20 protein-coding genes are annotated in these 21,413 nt (G+C 69.1%); 14 read left to right on the forward strand and 6 right to left on the reverse strand.

All coding sequences use genetic code 11. The features are described 5' to 3' along the window. Positions 1 to 178: 178 nt before the first annotated feature. The 3 genes from ACK4S2_RS08935 to der all read left to right on the forward strand — a co-directional run bounded on the left by ACK4S2_RS08935 (position 179) and on the right by der (position 3,795). Positions 179 to 838: a hypothetical protein gene (locus tag ACK4S2_RS08935; protein ID WP_409623170.1), complete on the forward strand. Its 660-nt coding sequence runs from the start codon at positions 179 to 181 to the stop codon at positions 836 to 838. Between the two features lie 58 nt (positions 839 to 896). Continuing rightward, the gene (locus ACK4S2_RS08940; RefSeq protein ID WP_409623173.1) at positions 897 to 2,249 is read left to right on the forward strand and encodes a PQQ-binding-like beta-propeller repeat protein; all 1,353 of its coding nucleotides are present in this window, start codon (positions 897 to 899) and stop codon (positions 2,247 to 2,249) included. 70 nt (positions 2,250 to 2,319) lie between these two features. Then, on the forward strand, positions 2,320 to 3,795 hold the full coding sequence (der, locus tag ACK4S2_RS08945; RefSeq protein ID WP_409623176.1) for a ribosome biogenesis GTPase Der: 1,476 nt from the start codon (positions 2,320 to 2,322) through the stop codon (positions 3,793 to 3,795). 180 nt (positions 3,796 to 3,975) lie between these two features. Here the strand turns inward: der and trpB are convergent, their stop codons facing one another. The 3 genes from trpB to ACK4S2_RS08960 form a co-directional block, all read right to left on the reverse strand. Then, positions 3,976 to 5,202, reverse strand: a complete 1,227-nt coding sequence (trpB, locus tag ACK4S2_RS08950; protein WP_409623179.1) for a tryptophan synthase subunit beta — start codon at positions 5,200 to 5,202, stop codon at positions 3,976 to 3,978. 99 nt (positions 5,203 to 5,301) lie between these two features. Then, positions 5,302 to 7,386, reverse strand: coding sequence for a calcium-binding protein (locus ACK4S2_RS08955; protein WP_409623182.1), 2,085 nt, complete (start codon positions 7,384 to 7,386; stop codon positions 5,302 to 5,304). A 214-nt stretch (positions 7,387 to 7,600) separates the two neighbouring features. Next, on the reverse strand, positions 7,601 to 9,034 hold the full coding sequence (locus ACK4S2_RS08960) for a Glu/Leu/Phe/Val family dehydrogenase (RefSeq protein WP_409623185.1): 1,434 nt from the start codon (positions 9,032 to 9,034) through the stop codon (positions 7,601 to 7,603). A gap of 374 nt (positions 9,035 to 9,408) precedes the next feature. Between ACK4S2_RS08960 and ACK4S2_RS08965 the strand changes: the two genes are divergently transcribed. From ACK4S2_RS08965 to ACK4S2_RS08975, 3 genes are read left to right on the forward strand one after another with little or no spacing between them, the layout of a single operon-like run. After that, positions 9,409 to 11,094 carry a pilus assembly protein TadG-related protein gene (locus tag ACK4S2_RS08965; protein WP_409623188.1) on the forward strand — a complete coding sequence of 562 codons (1,686 nt, stop codon included), beginning with the start codon at positions 9,409 to 9,411 and terminating at the stop codon, positions 11,092 to 11,094. Further along, positions 11,091 to 11,636 carry a TadE/TadG family type IV pilus assembly protein gene (locus ACK4S2_RS08970; RefSeq protein WP_409623191.1) on the forward strand — a complete coding sequence of 182 codons (546 nt, stop codon included), beginning with the start codon at positions 11,091 to 11,093 and terminating at the stop codon, positions 11,634 to 11,636. Before ACK4S2_RS08965 ends, ACK4S2_RS08970 begins: the two co-directional genes overlap by 4 nt. An 8-nt stretch (positions 11,637 to 11,644) precedes the next feature. Beyond that, entirely contained in the window at positions 11,645 to 12,196 is a 552-nt protein-coding gene (locus ACK4S2_RS08975; protein ID WP_409623194.1) for a TadE/TadG family type IV pilus assembly protein, read from the forward strand. Here ACK4S2_RS08975 and ACK4S2_RS08980 read toward each other — a convergent pair. Then, complete coding sequence (locus tag ACK4S2_RS08980) at positions 12,189 to 12,716, reverse strand: hypothetical protein (RefSeq protein WP_409623197.1); 528 nt, start codon at positions 12,714 to 12,716, stop codon at positions 12,189 to 12,191. The genes ACK4S2_RS08975 and ACK4S2_RS08980 overlap by 8 nt on opposite strands. A 157-nt stretch (positions 12,717 to 12,873) precedes the next feature. On the opposite strand from ACK4S2_RS08980, the gene ACK4S2_RS08985 reads away from it, so the two are divergent. From ACK4S2_RS08985 to ACK4S2_RS09010, 6 genes are all read left to right on the forward strand, one after another. Further along, positions 12,874 to 13,785, forward strand: a complete 912-nt coding sequence (locus tag ACK4S2_RS08985; protein WP_409623200.1) for a pirin family protein — start codon at positions 12,874 to 12,876, stop codon at positions 13,783 to 13,785. 77 nt (positions 13,786 to 13,862) lie between these two features. Beyond that, entirely contained in the window at positions 13,863 to 14,516 is a 654-nt protein-coding gene (fsa, locus tag ACK4S2_RS08990; RefSeq protein WP_409623203.1) for a fructose-6-phosphate aldolase, read from the forward strand. A gap of 92 nt (positions 14,517 to 14,608) precedes the next feature. Continuing rightward, a complete protein-coding gene (locus ACK4S2_RS08995) occupies positions 14,609 to 15,331 on the forward strand; it encodes a DUF484 family protein (protein ID WP_409623206.1) in 723 nt (240 codons plus the stop codon). Next, the gene (locus tag ACK4S2_RS09000) at positions 15,328 to 16,257 is read left to right on the forward strand and encodes a tyrosine recombinase XerC (RefSeq protein ID WP_409623209.1); all 930 of its coding nucleotides are present in this window, start codon (positions 15,328 to 15,330) and stop codon (positions 16,255 to 16,257) included. The genes ACK4S2_RS08995 and ACK4S2_RS09000 overlap by 4 nt, the downstream gene beginning before the upstream one ends. 36 nt (positions 16,258 to 16,293) lie before the next feature. After that, complete coding sequence (locus tag ACK4S2_RS09005) at positions 16,294 to 16,986, forward strand: CDP-alcohol phosphatidyltransferase family protein (RefSeq protein ID WP_409623213.1); 693 nt, start codon at positions 16,294 to 16,296, stop codon at positions 16,984 to 16,986. Between the two features lie 106 nt (positions 16,987 to 17,092). Beyond that, positions 17,093 to 18,637: a trimethylamine methyltransferase family protein gene (locus ACK4S2_RS09010; protein ID WP_409623216.1), complete on the forward strand. Its 1,545-nt coding sequence runs from the start codon at positions 17,093 to 17,095 to the stop codon at positions 18,635 to 18,637. Positions 18,638 to 18,643: 6 nt separating this feature from the next. On the opposite strand, the gene ACK4S2_RS09015 is transcribed toward ACK4S2_RS09010, so the two are convergent. Beyond that, positions 18,644 to 18,925 carry a DUF6477 family protein gene (locus tag ACK4S2_RS09015; RefSeq protein ID WP_409623219.1) on the reverse strand — a complete coding sequence of 94 codons (282 nt, stop codon included), beginning with the start codon at positions 18,923 to 18,925 and terminating at the stop codon, positions 18,644 to 18,646. A 228-nt stretch (positions 18,926 to 19,153) separates the two neighbouring features. On the opposite strand from ACK4S2_RS09015, the gene ACK4S2_RS09020 reads away from it, so the two are divergent. Then, complete coding sequence (locus ACK4S2_RS09020) at positions 19,154 to 20,269, forward strand: DUF6456 domain-containing protein (RefSeq protein ID WP_409623223.1); 1,116 nt, start codon at positions 19,154 to 19,156, stop codon at positions 20,267 to 20,269. 144 nt (positions 20,270 to 20,413) lie between these two features. Here the strand turns inward: ACK4S2_RS09020 and ACK4S2_RS09025 are convergent, their stop codons facing one another. Then, on the reverse strand, positions 20,414 to 21,001 hold the full coding sequence (locus ACK4S2_RS09025) for a TetR/AcrR family transcriptional regulator (RefSeq protein ID WP_409623226.1): 588 nt from the start codon (positions 20,999 to 21,001) through the stop codon (positions 20,414 to 20,416). Between the two features lie 122 nt (positions 21,002 to 21,123). Here ACK4S2_RS09025 and ACK4S2_RS09030 point away from each other — a divergent pair, with 122 nt between their 5' ends. Continuing rightward, entirely contained in the window at positions 21,124 to 21,375 is a 252-nt protein-coding gene (locus tag ACK4S2_RS09030; RefSeq protein WP_409623229.1) for a hypothetical protein, read from the forward strand. The last annotated feature ends 38 nt before the right edge of the window (positions 21,376 to 21,413 follow it).

The following is a 21,413-nucleotide window of genomic DNA, read 5'->3' on the forward strand; positions in this document are numbered from 1 at the left end:
CGGCCGCCTTGCGGGCGGCACCTGCCTTGCGCCATCTAGTGCGGCAATGCGACCGGGCGATGCAACCCCTGCGGCAATTCGCGGGTGAAAGGGGGGGCAGGGGGCGCGGGGGGCGGCAGGGCTTGGCAAGCGCGCGCCCTTGCGTGTAAGACGAGGCACGCAAAGCAAGAGGCCCCCGGTGTCGAACCCCGACAGTTTCATCGACGAAGTGACCGAGGAAGTCCGCCGCGACCGTCTGTTCCGGGTGTTCCGCCGCTATGGCTGGATCGGGGTGGTCGGGGTGCTGGCGCTGGTCGGCGGGGCAGCCTGGAACGAATGGCAAAAGGCCGAGGCGCGCGCCAGGGCCGAGGCTTTCGGCGATGCCGTGCTGGCCGCGATCGAGGCGCCCGATGCCGCGGCCCGGGCGGCGGCGCTGGCGGCGGTGCCGGCCCAGGGCGCGGGTGCGGCGGTGGTGGCCCTGATCGCCGCGGCCGAGGCCAGCGCATCGCCCGATGCCGCCACCCGCGCGGCGGCGCTGGCGCGGCTGAAGGCGCTGTCCGAGGAGGCGTCGCTGCCCGTGCACTGGCGCGACCTTGCGGCGCTGCGCCGCCTGTCGGCCCCGGGCGGCGAACCCGATGCCGCCGCCCGCCGTCAGGGGCTGGAGGCGCTGGCCGCCCCCGGGCGCCCCTATGCGCCGCTGGCGCGCGAACAGCTGGCGCTGGACGACCTGGCCGCGGGCAACCGCGACGCGGCGCAGGCGGGCTTTCGCGCCTTGGCCGATGACCCGGCCGCACCTTCGGCCTTGCGCGCACGGGCAGGCCAGATGATTGTGGTTCTGGGCGGCGAGGCCCGGAACTGAACTGAACGGCCGGCCGGCGCGCAGCGCGTCGGGCGGACAAGGCAGGGGAAGTCGGATCGTGTCGAAGTTCGTGGGTCTGGTGGGCGCGCTGGCGCTGGCAAGCGTGGTGGCAGGCTGCGAGCGCAAGCTGATCCTGCCCGGCCAGCGGTTCGATACCCGCACCCCGCTGGAACAGACCCTGCCGGCCGCCGAAGGCGCCCGGGTGCCCGACCCGGCCGTGCCGCAGAACCGCAGCCTGCCGGTGGCGCTGGGCCCCGCAGTGGCCAATGCCGACTGGACGCACCGTGCCGGCAGCCCGTCGCGCGCCATGCCGCACCTGGCGCTGGGCGCGGCACCGCAGCGGCTGTGGTCGGCGCCCATCGGCACCGGCAGCAGCCGGCGCGCACGGCTTTCGGTGGCGCCGGTGGTGGCCGGCGGCAGCGTGTTTGCGATGGATGCCCGCAACCGGCTGACGGCGCTGTCGGCGGCGACGGGCGGCGCGCTGTGGAGCTTTGACGTGACGCCGGCGGGCGAAAGCCCCGAAGCCGCCTCGGGCGGCGGGCTGGCGGTGGGCGACGGCAAGCTGTTCGTCACCACCGGCTTTGGCGAGCTGATCGCCCTGAACCCGGCGACCGGCGCGGTGCTGTGGCGCCAGCGGTTCGACGGGCCGGTGTCGGGCGCGCCGGCGGTGGTGGGCGGCACCGTCTATGTCGCGGGCCGCGATGCGGCGGCCTGGGCGGTGAACGCTGCCGATGGCAAGATCCGCTGGGTGCAATCGGGCGTGCGCCAGTCGGCCGGGCTGCTGGGCGGCAGCGCGCCTGCCGTGGCCGACAAGGTGGTGGTGATGCCCTTTGCCTCGGGGCAGGTGGCCGCGCTGGACCGCGCCAAGGGCGACATGGCCTGGATGGGCGCGGTGGCGGGCCAGCGGGCAGGCCGTGCCGCGGCCTTCGTCGCCGACCTGACGGGCGACCCGGTGGTCTCGGGCGGGCGGGTCTATGTCGGCTCGGCTGCCGGGCGCACGGCGGCCTTCCGGCTGGACACCGGCGAAATGCTGTGGGAGGCGCGCGAAGGCGCGATGGGCCCGGTCTGGCCGGTGGGCAATGCCGTGTTCACCGTCACCGACGACGGGCGCCTGGTGCGGCTGGATGCCGCGACGGGCGAAACCGTCTGGGCCACGCCGCTGGGGCATTTCACCAACGACCGCCCGCGCCGCCAGCTGGGCGTGGTGGCGCATTACGGGCCGGTGCTGGCGGGGGGGCGGCTGGTCGTGGCCTCGTCCGACGGGTTGGTGCGCTTTGTCGCCCCCGACAGCGGCGCGGTGCTGGGCGTGATCGAGATGGGTCCGGGCGGCGGTGCGGCGGCGGCCCCGGCGGTTGCGGGGGGCACGCTGTATGTCGTGACCACCGGCGGTCAGGTTCAGGCTTTCCGCTGATCGGGAATGGGTATATGGCCCGGGGCTTCGTCGCGCGCCCGCCGGGCCGCTTTTGCCGGAGCATCAGGCCATGACCTTTACCCTTGCCATCGTCGGGCGGCCCAATGTGGGCAAGTCCACGCTGTTCAACCGCCTGGTGGGCAAGCGGCTGGCGCTGGTGGATGACCAGCCCGGCGTGACGCGCGACCTGCGCGAAGGCGATGCGCGGCTGTTCGACCTGCGGTTCACCGTGATCGACACCGCCGGCCTGGAAGACGTGACCGACGACAGCCTGCAAGGCCGCATGCGGCGGCTGACGGAACGCGCGGTGGACATGGCCGACATCTGCCTGTTCCTGATCGACGGCCGCGCCGGCGTGACCCCGACCGACCGTGTCTTTGCCGAGATCCTGCGCCGCAAGGGGGCCCGGGTCGTGCTGGGGGTGAACAAGGCCGAAGGCAGCGCCGGCGATGCCGGCGCGCTGGAGGCCTGGGAGCTGGGCCTGGGCGAGCCGGTGCGCCTGTCGGCCGAGCATGGCGAAGGGCTGGACGACCTTTACCACCTGTTGCGCCCGCTGGCCGAAGGCTTTGCCGAAGCCGCGGCACAGGACGCGCCCGAGGTGGACGTGGACGTGCCCGAAGACAGCGAGGACGAAGGCGAGGCACCGCAGATTTCGGCGGCCAAACCCTTGCAGGTGGCGGTGATCGGGCGGCCGAACGCCGGCAAGTCCACGCTGGTCAACCGCATCCTCGGCCAGGACCGCATGCTGACCGGCCCCGAGGCCGGCATCACCCGCGACGCGATCTCGGTGCGCACCGAATGGTTCGGCACGCCTTTGCGCATCTGGGATACCGCCGGGATGCGCAAGAAGGCGAAGGTCACCGAAAAGCTGGAAAAGCTGTCGGTGGCCGATGGCCTGCGCGCCGTGCGCTTTGCCGAGGTGGTGGTGGTGCTGCTGGATGCCGCAATTCCCTTCGAGACCCAGGATCTGCGCATCGCCGACTATGCCGAAACCGAAGGCCGCGCGGTGGTGGTGGCGGTGAACAAGTGGGATCTGGAAGACGACAAGCAGGACAAGCTGGCCGAGCTGAAGGAGATGTTCGAGCGCCTTTTGCCGCAGCTGCGCGGCGCGCCCCTGGTGACGGTGTCGGCCAAGACGGGCCGCGGGATGGACCGCCTGCATGCCGCGATCCTCAAGGCGCATGCGGTGTGGAACCGCCGCATCTCGACCGCGAAGCTGAACCAGTGGCTGGGGGCCATGACCGAGGCGCACCCGCCGCCCGCGCCCGGCGGGCACCGCATCAAGCTGCGCTACATCACGCAGGCCAAGACGCGGCCGCCGGGCTTCGTCATCAAGTGTTCGCGCCCCGACGAATTGCCCGAAAGCTACAAGCGCTATCTGGTCAACGGGTTGCGTGCCGATTTCGACATGCCGGGCACCCCGATCCGCATCTTCCTGCGCGGGCAGGGGGATGAAAACCCCTACAAGGATCGCAAGTTCCACACGCCGTCGCGCCTGCGCAAGCATATGGACGGCAAGGCGGGCAAGCCCGGCAAGGAACGCTAGCGCGACCCCGGGCGGGGCTTGGGGGGGCGGCTGCCCCCCAAACCCCCCGCCCCAAGGGGGGCGGGCCCCCCTTGGGAAACCCCCTGCCGCGCCGCGGCCGGCGCGATGAAAAAGGCGACCATCGCCGCGATGGTCGCCTTTTTCTTGCCTCGGCCTGGCCTTGCAGTTGCGGCGCGCGCGTCAGATCTTCATGTCGAAACCGAGGTGCCTGGCGACGGTGAAGATGTCCTTGTCGCCGCGGCCGCACATGTTCATGCAGATCAGGTGGTCCTTCGGCAGCGTCGGGGCGATCTTCATCACATGGGCCAGCGCATGGCTGGGTTCAAGCGCGGGGATGATGCCTTCGAGCGCGCAGCACAGCTGGAACGCCTCCAGCGCCTCCTTGTCGGTGATGGCGACGTAGCGCGCCCGGCCCACATCGTGCAGCCAGGCATGTTCGGGGCCGATGCCCGGATAGTCGAGCCCGGCCGAGATCGAGTAGCCTTCGAGGATCTGGCCGTCGGAATCCTGCAACAGGTAGGTGCGGTTGCCGTGCAGCACGCCCGGGCGCCCGCCGGTGAGCGAGGCGCAATGTTCCATGCGGTCGTCCACGCCCTTGCCGCCCGCCTCGACCCCGATGATGTTGACCGACGGATCGTCGAGGAAGGGGTAGAACAGCCCCATCGCGTTCGACCCGCCGCCGATGGCGGCGATGATGGTGTCGGGCAGGCGGCCTTCGCGTTCCAGCATCTGGGCGCGGGCCTCCTTGCCGATGATCGACTGGAAGTCGCGCACCATCGCCGGGTAGGGGTGCGGCCCGGCCACCGTGCCGATGCAGTAGAAGGTGTCGCGCACGTTGGTGACCCAGTCGCGCAGCGCGTCGTTCATCGCATCCTTCAGCGTGCCGCGCCCCGAAGTGACGGGAATCACCTCGGCCCCGAGCAGGCGCATGCGGAACACGTTGGGCGCCTGGCGTTCCACGTCGTGCGCGCCCATGTAGACCACGCATTTCAGCCCGAACTTGGCGCAGACGGTGGCGGTGGCCACCCCGTGCTGCCCCGCGCCGGTTTCCGCGATGATCCGCGTCTTGCCCATGCGGCGCGCCAGGATGATCTGGCCCAGCACGTTGTTGATCTTGTGCGCGCCGGTGTGGTTCAGCTCGTCGCGCTTCATGTAGACCTTGGCGCCGCCCAGATGCGCGGTCAGCCGTTCGGCAAAGTAGAGCGGCGAGGGGCGGCCCACGTAATGCGTCCACAGATCGTGCATTTCCGCCCAGAAGGTCGGGTCGGTCTTGGCGTGTTCGTAGCGCTCCTCCAGCTCCAGGATCAGCGGCATCAGCGTTTCGGAGACGAAGCGCCCGCCGAAGATGCCGAAGCGCCCGGCCTCGTCCGGCCCCGTCATGAAGCTGTTCAACCCGTCGTCGGCCATGCTGCGCCCCCCTTGCTGTCTGCCCCGATATAGCAGGCGGCGCAGGAATGGAAAGCGGGTCGCCCCGGCACCGGGCCGCGGTGCCGGGGCGCGTTGCGTTCAGCCGGCGATGAAGCCGGTGTCGTTGACCAGCAGGGCGGGGGCGCCCAGGCCCGTCAGGCGCAGCAGGCCGTTGGCGCCGAAATCCAGCACCACATCGGCGCCTTCGACATGGGCATAGGTAGCGACAACCTGGGCACGGGTCAGCGCGGCATTGCCCCAGAGCGCCGGGTCGAGCCGGAGCGTATCGACGTCGTTCTCGAAATCGACGATGACCTCGTTGCCGCCGCCGGCGCGGAAGAAAAAGCCGTCGGCCCCCGCGCCGCCGGTCAGCACGTCGTCGCCGGCCCCGCCGCCCAGCGTGTCGCGGCCTTCGCTGCCCCACAGCTGGTCGGCGCCGTCGCCGCCATAGATCAGGTCGGCGCCCTTGCCGCCATCCACGGTGTCGTTGCCGGCCCCGGCATGGACGGTATCGTTGCCGCCTTGGCCGCCAATGTCGTCGTTGCCGCCGCTGCTTGCGCCGATATCCTCGCCGTGCAGTTCGTCGTTGCCTTCGCCGCCGCGGATCACGTCGTTGCCTTCGACCGAGCCGAAGATGGTGTCGTCGCCCGCACCGCCCAGCAGGGTGTTGTGCCCGTATTCGCCGACCAGCAGGTCGTTGCCGTCCCCGCCGTCGATCAGGTCGTCGCCATACCAGCCATAGACCCGGTCGTCGCCGGCGCCGCCCCGGACGGTGTCGTTGCCTTCCTGGGCAAAGATGGTGTCGTTGCCCAGCCCGCCATAGATCAGGTCGTTGCCCGTGCGGCCTTCGATCACGTCATGGCCGGCCCAGCCGTCGATCCGGTCGGCGCCCCACAGGTCGATCAGCACATCGTCGCCCGGGGTGCCCACGATGCGGTGGTCGAGCACCTGCGCATAGACGCCGAAGCGGCTGCCATCTTGCACGCCCCCCGATTGCCAGGCCACCACGACGTCGCCGTTGGCCAGCACGGCGAGGTCGGGATACAGTTGGTGGCCCGCCGTGGCGCCGTTCACCGTGAAGGCCGCGCCGACGGCCTTGCCGGTCGCGTCAAAGTGCCGGGCGCGGATCGCGGTGCCGCTGCCGTCCTGCCCGGGCTCGATCCAGGCCAGCACGATGCTGCCGTCGGGCAGGGCGCGCACCGACAGCCAGTCGGCATCCCAGTAGCTGGCCGAGGCCGTGCCGACCGCAGGAATGTCTGCCACGCGGATCGGGTTGGTCTGTGCCGTGCCGTTCGCATCGTAAAGGCGCAGCATGACTTTTTCGCGCCCGTCGCCATTGCCGTTCGGCGGCTGGTCGGTTCCGGTCCAGGCAACGGCGAACCCGCCGCCGGGCAGGCCCGCGACCTTGGAATACCCGAAGGTGTCGTCGTTGTAGCGGTGATAGGTGTTGACGCGGAATTCGTCGGTGACGGCGGTTCCGCTGGCCGAGAACACCCGGGCGAAGATATCGGAGTCCCAATCGGGATTGCTCAGGTCGTTGACGTGGTAGGTGACGACGAAGCCGCCGTCCTTCAGGGCTGCCACCTGCGGCCAAGCCTGGTGGCCTCGTGTGCTCTGGCTGGCGCGAAACTCTGCGCCCACCTTGTTGCCGGCGGCGTCGAAGATCTGGCCGAAGGTGCCCCACCGGTCGCCGTCCTGACCCCAGGAGTTCCAGATCGCCACGAAGCCGCCGCCTGTCAGCGCCGTGACTTGCGAAAACCGCTGGTCCTGCGCGGTGTAGGTGTTCAGCCGGAACGGGTCGCCCGACAGGTTGCCGGTGCTGTCGAATATCTGGCCGAAAACGTTGTAGTTCTGGCCGAATGACCCGAAGGCCTCGCGTGTTTCCCAAGTGATGACCCAGCCGCCGTCGGCCAGCACGGTCACGGCCGGGTAGCTTTCATGCGCCGAGCCGGCGACGGGCTGGATTTCGGTTTCGGCCCCGACAGGGGTGCCGGCGGCATCGTAGCGCTGCCAGAGCACGCGCCAGGCCCATTGGCTTGTCGCGCTGTTGCCCTGATCGTTCGACATCCAGGTGGCGATGAAACCGCCATCCGGCAAGGCTGCAAGGGCGACCGACCCCTGATCGTCGGTCGTTGTGGTGTTGACCCGGAAATCCAGGCCGGACGACTGGAACGTGAGTGTCATGCGATCCTCCGCCACGGGGCGCCCGGTGCCCCCTGCACCGGGTGCAGCCCCAGAACGAAGGGTCCATCACATGCGAAAAACCGCATTGATCTGCGAGAACAGCGGCCGAATGCCGCAGCCTCGCGCGGCGGCGGCCGGCCATGCAGGTGGCGCATCGGCACCGGGTGGGGGCGGCGGACGCCCCCACCCGGTGCACGCAAGGCAGGATGCGCCTTCAGAGCCCCTTGGACCGATAGGTCTTGGCCACCCGGTCGATCGAGACGAGGTAGGCGGCGGTGCGCAGGTCGCCCGCCTCGGGGCGGCTGTGCCAGATTTCGCGCATCGACTGGTAGGCGGTGCGCATGGTGTCGTCGAGGCCCGAGCGCACCAGGGCGAGCTCGTCCGACCCGGTCAGGAAACGGTCCTTGAAATCCTCGGCCAGGGTCCAACCCAGGCCCTTGTCGGCGCTGAGCCTTTCCAGCTCCTCGACAAGCAGGCGCGAGCGCGCCTCCTCGGCCCGGCGCTGCATCCGGCCGAAGCGGATGTGGGACAGGTTCTTGACCCATTCGAAGTAGCTGACCGTCACGCCGCCGGCGTTGGCATACATGTCGGGAATGATGACGCAGCCCTTGCCGCGCAGGATCTCGTCGGCGCCGAAGGTGATGGGCCCGTTCGCGGCCTCTAGGATCAGGGGCGCCTGGATGCGCGCGGCGTTGCCCTTGTGGATCACGCCTTCCAGCGCGGCGGGGATCAGGATGTCGCAAGGCGCCTCCAGCACGGCGGCGCCTTCGGCCACGTGGCGGCCGTGGGGGTAGCCCGCCAGCCGACCCTGATGGGCGTTCATGTGCTGGCGCAGGCCCTCGATGTCGATCCCGGCATCGTCGAGGATGGCGCCGTCGCGTTCGATCACCGCAACGATCCTTGCGCCATCCTCCTCGGACAGGAATTTCGCGGCGTGATAGCCCACGTTGCCCAGGCCCTGCACGATGATCCGCTTGCCTTCGAGCCCGCCCGAAAGCCCGGTCTTCGCCACATCCTCGGGGTGGCGGAAGAACTCGCGCAGCGCATATTGCACCCCGCGGCCCGTCGCCTCCACCCGGCCCTGGATGCCGCCGGCGTGCGGCGGCTTGCCGGTGACGCAGGCCTTGGCGTTGATGTCGGTGGTGTTCATCCGGGCATACTGGTCGGCGATCCAGGCCATTTCGCGCTCGCCCGTGCCCATGTCGGGGGCGGGCACGTTCTGCGCCGGGTGGATCAGGTCGCGCTTGATGAGCTCATAGGCGAAGCGGCGGGTGATCTGTTCCAGCTCGTGCTCGTCCCAGGCGCGGGGGTCGATGCACAGGCCGCCCTTGGACCCGCCGAAGGGCGTTTCGACCAGCGCGCATTTGTAGGTCATCAGCGCGGCCAGTGCCTCGACCTCGTCCTGGTTGACGCCCAGCGCATAGCGGATGCCGCCCTTGACCGGCTCCATGTGTTCGGAATGCACCGAACGGTAGCCGACGAAGGTTTCGATCTTGCCGCGCAGGCGCACGCCGAAGCGCACCGTGTAGGTCGAGTTGCAGACCTTGATCTTCTGCGCGAGCCCCGGCGACAGGTCCATCAGCGCAACCGCGCGGTCGAACATCAGATCGACGGATTCGCGGAAACTGGGTTCGTTCGTGGCGAGCATCGTGCATCCTCCCATCTGGGCCGGCGCTGTGCCGGCGCCGTCCCTGATCCGGGCGGGGCCCGTGCGGCGTTCTGCCGCTGGACTGGCCATCCGGGCATACCCGGCCGCGCCACCGCAATCCACCGGGTTTCGCCGGCGATCTGACCCGAATCACCGTCATTCTGAAGCGCCCGCGTGAACGGCGCGTTACCGGCCGAATTTTGGCGGGCCTGGCGACAATCGGGGCGAAAGTCGGGCCGATGTTTCGCAGTTTAGCCAAAAACCGTTTAAATTACAGCAGCTTCGCCAAAATTGCGCCACAGGTTTCTGCCATACAAGGGAACGGGTGGCGTGCGGCCGGACCTCGGCTGCGGCTTCGGTGCAGAGGGTGAAGCATGTTCGACAGAAACCAGAATGGCGCAGGCAAGCGGCAATGGCGCCGGTCGCAACTGTCCCGGGTTCGGCGACTGTTGCGGCGCGGGGCGGCTTTCCGGCGTTCCGAAGACGGCAGCATGGTGTTCTTTGCGCTGGTGATCCTGACGATCATGCTGTTCCTGGGCGGCATGGCGGTGGACCTCATGCGCTACGAGGCCGAACGCTCGCGCATCCAGGCCACGGCCGACACGGCGGCCCTGGCCGCCGCCTCGATGCGGCAGGAACGCCCGCCGGTGCAGGTGGTCGAGGACTGGTTCCAGAAGGCGCAGCTGAGCGATGCGCTGATGGGCGTGACGCTGGACCAGGGCCTGAACTACCGCAGCGTGCGGGCCGACACCCGCACGGTGACACGGCCCTATTTCATGCACATGATGGGCATCGACCAGTTGCGGTCGGTTGCGGCCGGAACCGCGGTGGAACGGCGCACCAACGTGGAAATCTCGCTGGTGCTGGACATCTCGGGCTCGATGGCGGGCACAAAGATGACGCTGCTGAAATCGGCCGCAACGGAATTCGTCAACGCGCTGTTGCAGGAAGACACGGAAAACCGCGTCTCGATCTCGGTCGTGCCTTACAACGGGCAGGTCAACGTCGGGCCCGACCTGCTGTCGCGCTTCAACCTGACCGACCGGCACAACTTCTCGCATTGCATCGACCTGCCGGCTTCGGCCTATACCACGCTGCCGCTGTCGCGCACCGCGCCAATGCCGCAGCATGCCGCGGCGGACACCTTCAACACCTCGAACACCAGTTCGGGCTGGAGCACCACCAACATGGCGCCAGGCACCAGCAACATCTGGTGCATGCCCAATGCCAACAACCGCGTGCGCGTGTTCAGCAACAACCGCACCACGCTGGTCAACCAGATCAACGCGATGGAGGCGGTGGGTGCGACGTCGATCGACGCCGGGCTGCGCTGGGGGTCGGCGCTGCTCGACCCCTCGGCCCGCTCGCTGGTGAACAGCCTGGTGGATGCCGGGATCGTGCCGAGCTATTTCCGCAACCGTCCGCGCGACTACGACGATCCGGAAAACCTGAAGGTCATCGTGCTGATGACCGACGGGGAACACTGGCCGAACGAAAAGATCGCCGACGGCTACCGTTCGGGCCCCTCGATCATCTACCGCCACAGCGACGGCTACTATTCGATCTTCCATGCGGGCCGATCGGGCACCAGCAAATACTGGGTGCCGCACCGCAGCGAATGGCGCGCGGTGCCCTGGGCCGGCTCGACCACCTGCACCACCTGGAGCTGCGTGCCCACCGCCACTGCCACCCCGCTGGATTGGCAGACCGTCTGGCAGCAGCTGCGGGTGCAGTGGGTGGCACAGCAGATGTATGTGCGCGCCCTGGGCGGCACGCTGGCCAGCCACCTGAACACGCTACGCGTCCGCGAAGGCACCCTGATCGGCTCGGGCCCGCACGAGGTCTCGACGATGGACAATCGGCTGAACACGCTGTGCACGCTGGTCAAGCAGCAGAACGTCGTGATCTTCGGCATCGCCTTCGAGGCGCCGGTCGGCGGGGCGAACGTGATCCGCAACTGTGCCTCGCCCAACCGCTTCTACGACGTGGCCGGGCTGGATATCGCCAACGCCTTCCGCAGCATCCGCGTGCAGATCAGCGCCTTGAGGTTGACGCAATGAACCTGTTGCGGCGGCTTCTGGCATGGCCGCGCCGGTTCCTGGGCGACCAGGACGGATCGATCACCGTGGATTTCGTCATTGTTCTGCCGGTGTTCCTGACCATCCTGATGTCGTCGTTCGAGGCCGGCTATGCCACCTTGCGTATCGTGATGATGGAGCGGGCGCTGGATATCGCCGTGCGCGACCTGCGGGTGGGGGCGATGGGCAATGCCCCCACCATGGCGCAGGTGCGCGAAAAGGTGTGCCAGCAGGCCACCCTGATGCCCGATTGCCTGACCGACATGATGCTGGAAATGCGGGTGATCGACCGCACCACCTGGACCGGGTTCACCAATTCGGCCACCTGCGTCAACCGCGCCACCAACGTGCAGCCGGCCTTGCAGTTCAACCAGGGCGGCACGAACGAGCTGGTGACGATTCGCGCCTGCGCCGTGTTCGACCCGTTCTTTCCGACCACCCGGCTCGGGCTGCGCCTGCAGCGCGATGCCTCGGGCGGGTATCAGCTGGCCGTTGCATCGGCCTTTGTCAACGAACCGCGTTAGGGGCCGCCATGCGCAACGCCATCGCACATCGTCTGCGCCGCTTCCGGCAGGAGGAGGGGGGCATCATCTCGGTCGAGGCGATCCTGGTGATGCCGCTGCTGCTGTGGGTGTTCATGGCGATGTTCGTCTACTGGGATGCATTCCGCGCCCAGAACACCTCGGTCAAGGCGACCTATGTCGTGGCTGACATGATTTCGCGCGAGAACAACGCGGTGAACACGGCGTTCATCAACGGGATGCACCAGGTGTTCCGCTACATGGTGAACACGCCCGAACAGACCTGGATGCGCGTGACCTCGGTGCAGTTCAACGCGGGGACCAACACCTACAACGTGCTGTGGTCGCGCACCACCAATGCCACGCGCGCGCCGGCCTACACCACCGCCACCTTGGCCACCCAGCGCGACCGGCTGCCGATTCTGGCCAATGCGGACACGGTGATCGTGGTGGAAACCTGGCGCCGGTTCAGCCCGGCGTTCTGGGTCGGGTTGCAGCGGCGCACGATGTACGAATTCACCGTGGTGCGGCCGAGGTTCCTGTCGCCCTTGCCGATCAGCTGATCCCGGCGGCGCGCCGCTTCAGCCGTTCGTCCAGCAGTTCGGCCATGAAGCGCGCTTCGTGCCGGTGGGTCACGCCGCCCACGCCTACGCGGCGGCCGACCCGCCACCACAGGCCCGGCATCCAGGCGCGCGGGCCGGGGCGGCGCAGGCGCAAGGCAAAGCCGGCGGTGGGTTTTACGGCGAACGGCCCGCGGTCCACGGCCTCGATCTCGTCGAAGCGCGCCAGCACCCGCCCGCTGCCGGTTTCGCGCAGTTCGGCCGCGGTCAGCTCCAACCCCTGCGCGGTGGATTGCCACAGCCGCACCGCCAGCCACAGCGCAAGCCCGCCGGTCAGCAGCAGAAAGGCCTGCCAGATCGCCTCGGCCGGCGGATGGCGGAACGCAACCCAGACCAAGAGGCCCCCCAGCGCCGCAAGAATGCCGGTGCCCACGATCCGGCGCGGGGCCGAAGGGTAAAGCCGGGCCAAGACGCGGTTGTCGTCCTGGTCGCGGCCCCGGTCGTTGTCGTCGTCTTCGGTCATGGTCGTCCCCCCCTGGGTCTGCGCCGGACATAGCGACCCTGGCCCCGAAAGGCAAAGCTTGTGCGCAAAGGCACAGCGCACCCGTCTGCCTTGCGCCTTTTTCCACAGGTGGGCGCGCCCTAGATTGGCTGCAACACCAGACACCCCGGAGGTTCCCATGTCGATCCGCCCCGTTGCTCACGAAGCCCGCGCCATGCCCACCATGGAAGGCGCCGGCGTGAAGCTGCACCGCGCCTTCGGGTTTCACGACCCCAAGCGCCACGACCCCTTTCTGCTGTTCGACGATTTCCGCGGCGAACGGCCCGGCGACTATCAGGCCGGTTTTCCCTGGCACCCGCACCGCGGGATCGAGACCATCACCTATGTGCTGGCCGGCACGGTCGAACATGGCGACAGTTTGGGCAACCGCGGCCGTCTGGGCGCGGGCGACGTGCAGTGGATGACCGCCGGTTCCGGCATCCTGCACCAGGAAATGCCTCAGGGGAACGCGCGCGGCCAGATGCACGGGTTTCAGCTCTGGGCTAACCTGCCCAGCCACCTCAAGATGACCGCACCGCGCTATCAGGATGTGAAGGGCCGCGACATTCCCGAAATCCTCGATGACGACGGCACCGTGGTCAAGGTCATCATCGGCGATTTCTGGGGCAAGACCGGCCCGGTCGATGGGATTGCGGCGGAACCGCTTTACCTCGACATCTACGTGCCGCCGGGCAAGCGCAAGGTCTTTCCGGTGGATACGCGCCGCAACGCCTTTGCCTATGTGTTCGAAGGCGCGGGCAAGTTCGCCGATGCCGCCAACCCGCGCGGCGTGCTGCTGGAAAAGGAAATCCGCGGGCAAGAGGTGAACATCCGCGACATGTCGGGCAACCGCACGCTGGTGCAGTTCGGCAATGGCGACGAGGTGACGGTCAAGGCCGGGCCCGAAGGCATCCGCTTTCTGCTGGTGGCGGGCGCCCCGATCAAGGAGCCGGTCGCCTGGCACGGCCCGATCGTGATGAACACCGCCGAAGAAATCCGTCAGGCGGTCAGGGAATTGCGCAACGGCACCTTCATTCGCCCCGCGCACTGACGCAGCAAAAGGGGCCGGGCTTTGCACCCCGGCCCCGCCATGCTAGAAGGCCGCCGAACCGACCCCGAGGACGCGCCATGAAATTCTTTGTCGATACCGCCGATGTTGCCGCCATTGCCGAGCTGAACGACCTGGGCATGGTCGATGGCGTGACCACCAACCCCTCGCTGATCCTCAGGTCGGGCCGCGACATCCTGGAGGTCACGCGCGAAATCTGCGCGCTGGTTTCGGGCCCCGTCTCTGCCGAAGTGGTGGCCCCCGACGCCGCCGGCATGATCGCCGAAGGGCGCAAGCTGGCCGCCATTGCCCCCAACATCGCCGTCAAGGTGCCGCTGACCTGGGACGGCCTGAAAGCCTGCAAGGTGCTGACCGGCGAAGGCTTCATGGTCAACGTGACGCTCTGCTTCTCGGCCAACCAGGCGCTGCTGGCGGCCAAGGCCGGGGCCACCTTCATCAGCCCGTTCATCGGCCGGCTGGACGACATCAACCTCGACGGGATGGAGCTGATCGCCGATATCCGCACCATCTACGACAACTACGATTTCAAGACGCAGATCCTTGCGGCCTCGATCCGGTCGGCCAACCACATGAAGGAAGCCGCCCTTGTCGGCGCCGACGTGGCCACCGCCCCGCCCGCCGTCATCAAGGCGATGGCCAGCCACGTGCTGACCGACAAGGGGCTGGACCAGTTCAACGCCGACTGGGCACGCACCGGGCAGAAGATCCTCTAAGCCCCCGGCGCGGGCCGGAAAAAAACCTCTCCGCCTTGCGCACGAAGTCGTGTAGGATACGCCCCAGGGCAGTGAACAGACCGGAGACCGGCATGACGGCAAGGGCAGGGCAGGCAGGCCGCATCGGCCTGACCGAGGACGTGCGCGACCTTATCCTTTCGGACCCCGATGCGGTGCTGGACGATGCCGAGGTGATGCGCGCCCTGATTGCCGCCAACGACCGGGCGATGGGCGAAAACATCGTCGATCTGCGCGGCGTGGCGCTGAGGCGGCTGGAAGGGCAGCTGGGCCGGCTGGAGGATACCCACCGCGGCGTGATCGCGGCGGCCTATGAAAACCTGGCCGGCACCAACATCGTGCACCGCGCCGTGCTGCAACTGCTGGAGCCGCTGACCTTCGAGGCGTTCCTTTCCGGGCTGACCACGCGCATCGCGCCGACGCTGCGGGTCGATACGCTGCGGCTGGTGCTGGAAAGCCAGCAGGGCGGCACGGCCGCCTTGCAGCGGCTGGGCGATGTGATCTGCGTGGTCGAACCGGGTTTCGTCGAGGCCTGGCTGACCGCCGGGCGCAAGGGGCCGGTGCGGCCCGTGGTGCTGCGCCAGACCCTGCCGGTGTCCGACCGGGTGCATGGCGCGATGGCGGCGCATGTGCGCTCCGAGGCCGGGTTGCGGCTGGACCTGGGGCCGGGGCGGTTGCCGGGCTTGCTGGTGCTGGGCGCCGAAGACCCGCACCAGTTCCGCCCCGCGCAAGGCACCGACCTGCTGGCGCATTTCGCCGCCGTGTTCGAGCGCGTGATGCGCCGCTGGTTGGCGTGACCGACCATCCGGGCATCGCGCCGGCGGCGCGCGCGGCCCTGGCCGACTGGCTGGCGCAGCGCAAGGCGCTGGATGGCGCGTCGCCGGCCACGCTGGCGGCCTATGCCGGCGATGTCGGGCGCTGGCTGGCGTTTCTGGCCGAACACCGTGGCGGGGGCGAAGGGTTGGCCGCGCTGGCCGGTTTGCCCAAGGCCGACCTGCGCGCGTTCCTGGCGCAGGAACAGGGGCGCGGGGTCGGCGCCCGGTCGCTGGCGCGGCGCGTCTCTGCCATCAAGTCCTTTACCCGCTGGCTCTCCGACCGCAGCGGTGCCGATGCCACGCAACTGCTGGCCGCGCGCGCGCCCCGCTATCGGCGCAAGCTGCCGCGCCCGCTGGCGCCCGATGCCGCCCGTGCGGTGTTGCCCGAGGTCGGGGCAGACGCGGGCGCCGACTGGATCGCGGCGCGCGATACCGCGGTCGTCACGCTGCTTTACGGCTGCGGCCTGCGCATTTCCGAGGCGCTGGGCCTGCGCGGCGCCGACCATCCGTTGCGCGACTCGCTGCGGATCGTCGGCAAGGGCGGCAAGGAACGGCTGGTGCCGGTGCTGCCGGCGGCGCAGGCCGCGGTGGCGCGGTATGTGGCGCTGTGCCCGCAGGAGATTGCCCCCGACGGCCCGCTGTTTCTGGGCGCGCGCGGCGGGGCGCTGTCGCCGCGGCTGGTGCAGATGGCGATGGAGCGTGCCCGCGCGCGTCTCGGCCTGCCGGCCACGGCCACGCCGCACGCGCTGCGCCATTCGTTTGCGACGCATCTGCTGAACGCCGGCGGCGACCTGCGCGCGATCCAGGAGTTGCTGGGCCACGCCTCGCTGTCCACCACGCAAGGGTATACCGCGGTGGATGCCGCGCGGCTGATCGAGGTTTATGCCCGCGCCCACCCGCGCGCCTGATTGCAACGTCCGGCCGTTTCCGGCAAGAGAATGCGGATGAACGACACATTCAAAGCCTATTCCGTGCATCTGCTGACTGCCACCGGCGCGGTCTGGTCGATGCTGGCCATGCTGGCGGCTGTGCAGGGCGACTGGGACATGATGTTCCTGTGGCTGGTGGTGGCCTTTGTGGTCGATGGCGTCGATGGCCCGCTGGCGCGGCGCTATGGCGTCAAGACCCGGGCGCCCTTGATCGACGGGGTCTTGCTGGACCTCATCATCGACTACCTGACCTATGTGTTCATACCGGCTTATGCGTTGTTCGCCAGCGGCCTGCTGCCCGGATGGACGGGGTGGGTGGCGATCATCGTCATCACCTTCGCCTCGGCGCTGTATTTCGCCGATACCCGGATGAAGACCAAGGACAATTCCTTTGCCGGCTTTCCGGCCTGCTGGAACATGGTGGCCCTGGTCATCTTTGCGCTGAAGCCGGATTTCTGGATCACGCTGGGGCTGGTGGTGGTGCTGGCGCTGACGATGTTCACCCGGTTCAAGTTCGTCCATCCGGTGCGCACCGAACGCTGGCGCGCGGTGACGCTGCCGATGGCGCTGGCCTGGACCGGCTTTGCCGCCTGGGCCGCCTGGGTGGATTTCCACCCGCAAAGCTGGGCGCACTGGGGGCTGGTGGTCACCTCGGTCTACCTGCTGGGCGCGGGGATCGTGCAGGAACTGTTCCCGCGCCGCGGTTGATCCGCGACCTTGCGCATGTCGGATTCGGGCGCGAAGCGACGCAAACGCGGCACGGCGCGGGCGCGACCGGAGTAAAAGCAAAGGGGAAACCAGCGGAGGGCGCGTGATGAGCGAGATGGGCGGACGGCGGGCAGCGCGGGGCGGCGGCGGGGCGGCACGCCGGGCAGAGCGCACGGCGGTCAGCCTGGAGACCGCGCGCTTCATCACCCGCAACATCCCGGATTTCGAGGTGCTGAACGCCGAGGCGCTGGAGATCATCGAGCACAACGCCGAAACCGTGCTGGAGGAGATCGGCGTCAACTTCGTGGAAAATCCGGCCGCGCTGGACCGCTGGCGTGCCGCCGGCGCCGATGTGCGCGGCGAACGGGTGCATATTCCCCGCGGGCTGGCGCGCAAGCTGTGCGCCACGGCGCCGCGCAGCTTTACCCAGCATGCCCGCAACCCGGAACGCAACGTGGATATCGGCGGGCGCAACCTGGTGCTGGCCCCGGTCTATGGCCCGCCCTTCGTGCGCGATGCGGCCGGCGGGCGGCGCTATGCCACCATGGCCGATTTCAACAATTTCGTGAAACTGGGCTACATGTCCAGGTGGTTGCACCATTCCGGCGGCACGGTGTGCGAACCCACCGACATTCCGGTGAACAAGCGCCATCTGGACATGCTGCTGGCCCACATGACGCTCAGCGACAAGCCCTTCATGGGGTCGGTCACCGCCCCCGAACGCGCCGCCGATTCGGTCGAGATGTGCAAGCTGCTGTTCGGCGCGGATTTCGTCGATTCGCACACGGTGATGACCAGCCTCATCAACATCAACAGCCCGCTCACCTTCGACGGCATCATGATGGGCGCGCTGGAGGTTTATGCGGCGGCGAATCAGGCGGCGATCATCTCGCCCTTCATCGTGGGTGGCGCGATGGCGCCGGTGACGGTGGCGGGCACGCTGACCCAGGTGCTGGCCGAGGTGCTGGCCGGCGTGGCCTATTCCCAGCTGGTGCGCCCCGGCGCGCCGGTAATCTTCGGCGCCTTCGTCACCTCGATCGACATGAACAGCGGCGCGCCCACCTTCGGCACGCCGGAAGCCAGCCTGATTACCTATGGCGCAGGGCAACTGGCACGGCGGCTGGGGCTACCCTACCGCAGTGCGGGTGCGTTCTGCGGATCGAAGCTGCCCGATGCGCAGGCGGCTTACGAATCGGCCAACAGCCTGAACATGGGCCTGCTGTCCGGCGTGAACTTCATGCTGCACGCCTGCGGCTGGCTGGAAGGCGGGCTGGTCGCGTCCTACGAAAAGTTCGTGATGGATGCCGACCAGCTGGGCATCCTGCACGGCTTGGCGCGGGGGGTGGACGTTTCGGAAAACGGCCAGGCCATGAGCGCCATCCGCGAGGTGGGCCCCGGCGGGCATTACCTTGGCTGCGACCACACGCGCGCCAATTTCAAGGATGCCTTCTGGCGCAGCGACCTGCTGGATTACAAGCCCTTCGAGACCTGGGACGAGGAAGGCGCCCGCGATACGCAGGCGTTGGCCACGATCCGGGTGCAGAAGATGCTGGGCGATTACCAGCAACCCGCGCTGGACGAAGGCATCCGCGACAGTCTGACCGACTATGTCGCGCGCAAGAAGGCGTCGATGCCCGACGCCTTCCTGTAAGCCGCTTCAGGCCGGGGTGCGCGCGGCCAGCCGCGCCTCGGCCATCAGGGCAATCAGCAATTCGACATGGCGGGCGATGCTGTAGGCGGCATCGCCCGTTTGCCGTGTCTGTTCGGCGCGCGCCTCGGCATCGAGCAAGGCGGGCAGCGCCCGTTCCGGAGCCGGGGTCGCCCCCAGCAGGCGCTTGAGATCGCGGTCGCGCCGATACTCGGCAAGCCCGGCACGGGCCGCGCGGATCATCAGGCGCGGGCGGCGCAGCGAGGCGAAAAGGCTGAGCGGTTCGGTCATGGCAGTCTCCTTCCGATGTCGGAGAACCATAAGCGCGAACAACCTGGCGTTGCGTTTTTTGCCGTTCGGGCGCGCGCTGTGTTCGGTATTGTTTAGGTTTTGGAAACAAATATCGCGTTATCAGCCGATCTTAACCTGTGCGTAACCAATTCAACTCAGGGTTGCCGCAGGCTGGGGGTCAGGTTGCTGCCGTTGCCCGCTTGGGGCTGTCGAGGACTGGAACGGAAGATGATGGGGAACGTGACGTCGGATGTGCGGGTGCCGGGCTGGCTGCCGGACGTGGTGCGACACTATCTCGATCATGCCCGCGACGGGCTGAGCCTGCGCGAAATCGCGCGGCGCGAGGGCCTGAGCGCCTCGACGGTGCTGCGCCAGGTGCGGCGTATCGAGAACCGGCGCGACGATCCCTTGCTGGACGAGGCGCTGGAAACCCTTGTGCGGGCCGCCGAGGCCCGCACCCTTGCCCAACCAGAGGAAGCCCCGCCGATGACCGCCCCGTTGCGTTCCCAAGCCTTGCTGACCGATGCCGCCACCCTGGCCCGCGAAGGCCGCCGCATCCTGCGCCGTCTGGCCGAACCGGGCGCGGTGCTGGCGATTGCCCCCGACATGGAAAAGGCCGCGGTGCTGCGCGAATTTCCCGACGGGCGGTCGGCGCGCACCGCGGTGGTCGATCGCGCAGTGGCGCAGGCCTTCGTGCTGAAGGACTGGATCGCCTGCCGCCGGCCGGGGCGCATTTCCACCTACGAGGTGACGGCCGTGGGCCGCGCCGCGCTGAAGCGGATGCTGGAGGAGGATGCCGCCCAGGCGCAGGGGCTGGCCGAGGCGCCGCAGGTTTTCGCCGGGCAGCACCGCGTCTGGGGCGAACGCGCCGTGGCCGAGGAGGACGGCCCGCGTCGCGTGCGCTGCAACATGGCCGAAAGCCCGGTGGTGCTGCTGGGCCGGCGCCGCGACAAGGACGGCCAGCCGTTCCTGACCCCCGAGCAGGTGGCCGCCGGCGAGCGGCTGCGCGAGGATTTCGAGCTGGCGCAGATGGGCCCGCGGGTGGCGCAGAACTGGGACAGGTTCCTGACCGGGGGGGCGCGCGGCGACTTTGCCGGCGGGCGCGGGCCGGCCGAGGGCCCGCGCGACGCGCGCGACCGGGTGGCCGCGGCCTTGCGCGACCTTGGCCCCGGTCTGGGCGACATGGTGCTGCGCTGCTGCTGCCACCTCGAGGGGCTGGAGGCGGCGGAAAAGCGGCTGGGCTGGTCGGCGCGGTCGGGCAAGATCGTGCTGCGCATCGCGCTGGACCGGCTGCGGCGGCATTACCTGGAAACCTATGGCGGCTCGTCGCCGCTGATCGGCTGATCGGTCGGGCAAGGGGCGGCAGGGGGCGGCGGCGGGGCCCCCATCGAGGGGCCGCCCGCCGCCCGGGGGGCGCCCCCGACGCGCCGGGGCGGGCCGCCTGCCCGCCCCGGACCCCGCCCGGGGATATTTGCTTCAAGGTGAAGCTCAGGCGCCGACCGCCTTGCGCGCCATGTCGGCGTAGATCTCGGCCACATCGGCACGCGAAAGCCGCCCGCCTTCGCGATACCAGGTCGTCACCCCGGTGAGCATGGCGATCAGCGCCAGGGTGGCCAGCTTGGTATCGGGGATGCGGAACAGGCCGGCGGCCACGCCATCGCGCAGGATGGCTTCGAGCTGCGCCTCGTAGGCGCGGCGTAAGGTTTCGATGCGGGCGAAATTGTCCGGGTCGAGGTTGCGCAGTTCCATGTAGGCCACGAACACCGCTTCGGGCCGTTCGAGGTGAAAGCCCACGTGAAAGCGGGCGAAGCCGGCCAGACGGTCGGCCGGGGTGCCGGCCAGGGGTTCGGCCGCCAGCGCCGCCAGCACCTGTTCCAGGTGTTCGGCCATCAGGTCGGCCAGCAGGGTCTGCTTGTCGGGGGTGTAGAGGTAAAGCGCCCCCGCCTGCACCCCGACCTCGGCCGCGATCTGGCGCATCGACACGGCGGCATAGCCGTGGCGGGCAAACAGCCGCAAGGCGGCGGCCCGGATGCGCGGGCCGGTGATGTCGGAATGCGAGCCGGTCTTGCGTGCCATGCCGACATGTTATCTGAACGGTCGTTCATTTCAACCCCGGGCGCCCGGTTGGCGGCGGAGCGGCTTGCCCAGCATGGCGGCCCCGGCCTATGCTGCGCGCGACCCGAACCGGAGCCCGCCCGATGCGCCTGCCTGCCGCCCTTTGCCTTGCCGCCTGCCTGCCGGTGCTGGCGGCCTGCGCCAGCGTGCCCGAGGTGGCGGCGCGGGAAAGTGCGGCCGCCCAGGCGGCGCCCTGGCCGCAGCTGGCGCCCTTGCCCGAATTGCTGGCCGGGGCGGACGCCCCGAGCCGTGCCAAGCCGGCGGAGGCGGAACTGGCGGCGCGGGCGGCGGATTTGCGCGCCCGGGCTGCCGCCTTGCGTCAGGCCGGAGGCTGACGCGCCGCGGCGCGCTGGACTTTTGCCGACAGGTGGCT

This window comes from Gemmobacter sp., from assembly GCF_046292685.1.
In the GTDB taxonomy this organism is placed as follows: Bacteria; Pseudomonadota; Alphaproteobacteria; order Rhodobacterales; family Rhodobacteraceae; genus Wagnerdoeblera.

Coding starts and splice junctions, on each gene's coding strand:
- der (WP_409623176.1), top strand. CDS start 2,320: ATGACCTTTACCCTTGCCATCGTCGGGCGGCCCAATGTGGGCAAGTCC.
- trpB (WP_409623179.1), bottom strand. CDS start 5,202: ATGGCCGACGACGGGTTGAACAGCTTCATGACGGGGCCGGACGAGGCC.
- ACK4S2_RS08955 (WP_409623182.1), bottom strand. CDS start 7,386: ATGACACTCACGTTCCAGTCGTCCGGCCTGGATTTCCGGGTCAACACC.
- ACK4S2_RS08960 (WP_409623185.1), bottom strand. CDS start 9,034: ATGCTCGCCACGAACGAACCCAGTTTCCGCGAATCCGTCGATCTGATG.
- ACK4S2_RS08965 (WP_409623188.1), top strand. CDS start 9,409: ATGTTCGACAGAAACCAGAATGGCGCAGGCAAGCGGCAATGGCGCCGG.
- ACK4S2_RS08970 (WP_409623191.1), top strand. CDS start 11,091: ATGAACCTGTTGCGGCGGCTTCTGGCATGGCCGCGCCGGTTCCTGGGC.
- ACK4S2_RS08975 (WP_409623194.1), top strand. CDS start 11,645: ATGCGCAACGCCATCGCACATCGTCTGCGCCGCTTCCGGCAGGAGGAG.
- ACK4S2_RS08980 (WP_409623197.1), bottom strand. CDS start 12,716: ATGACCGAAGACGACGACAACGACCGGGGCCGCGACCAGGACGACAAC.
- ACK4S2_RS08985 (WP_409623200.1), top strand. CDS start 12,874: ATGTCGATCCGCCCCGTTGCTCACGAAGCCCGCGCCATGCCCACCATG.
- fsa (WP_409623203.1), top strand. CDS start 13,863: ATGAAATTCTTTGTCGATACCGCCGATGTTGCCGCCATTGCCGAGCTG.
- ACK4S2_RS08995 (WP_409623206.1), top strand. CDS start 14,609: ATGACGGCAAGGGCAGGGCAGGCAGGCCGCATCGGCCTGACCGAGGAC.
- ACK4S2_RS09005 (WP_409623213.1), top strand. CDS start 16,294: ATGAACGACACATTCAAAGCCTATTCCGTGCATCTGCTGACTGCCACC.
- ACK4S2_RS09010 (WP_409623216.1), top strand. CDS start 17,093: ATGAGCGAGATGGGCGGACGGCGGGCAGCGCGGGGCGGCGGCGGGGCG.
- ACK4S2_RS09015 (WP_409623219.1), bottom strand. CDS start 18,925: ATGACCGAACCGCTCAGCCTTTTCGCCTCGCTGCGCCGCCCGCGCCTG.
- ACK4S2_RS09020 (WP_409623223.1), top strand. CDS start 19,154: ATGATGGGGAACGTGACGTCGGATGTGCGGGTGCCGGGCTGGCTGCCG.
- ACK4S2_RS09025 (WP_409623226.1), bottom strand. CDS start 21,001: ATGGCACGCAAGACCGGCTCGCATTCCGACATCACCGGCCCGCGCATC.
- ACK4S2_RS09030 (WP_409623229.1), top strand. CDS start 21,124: ATGCGCCTGCCTGCCGCCCTTTGCCTTGCCGCCTGCCTGCCGGTGCTG.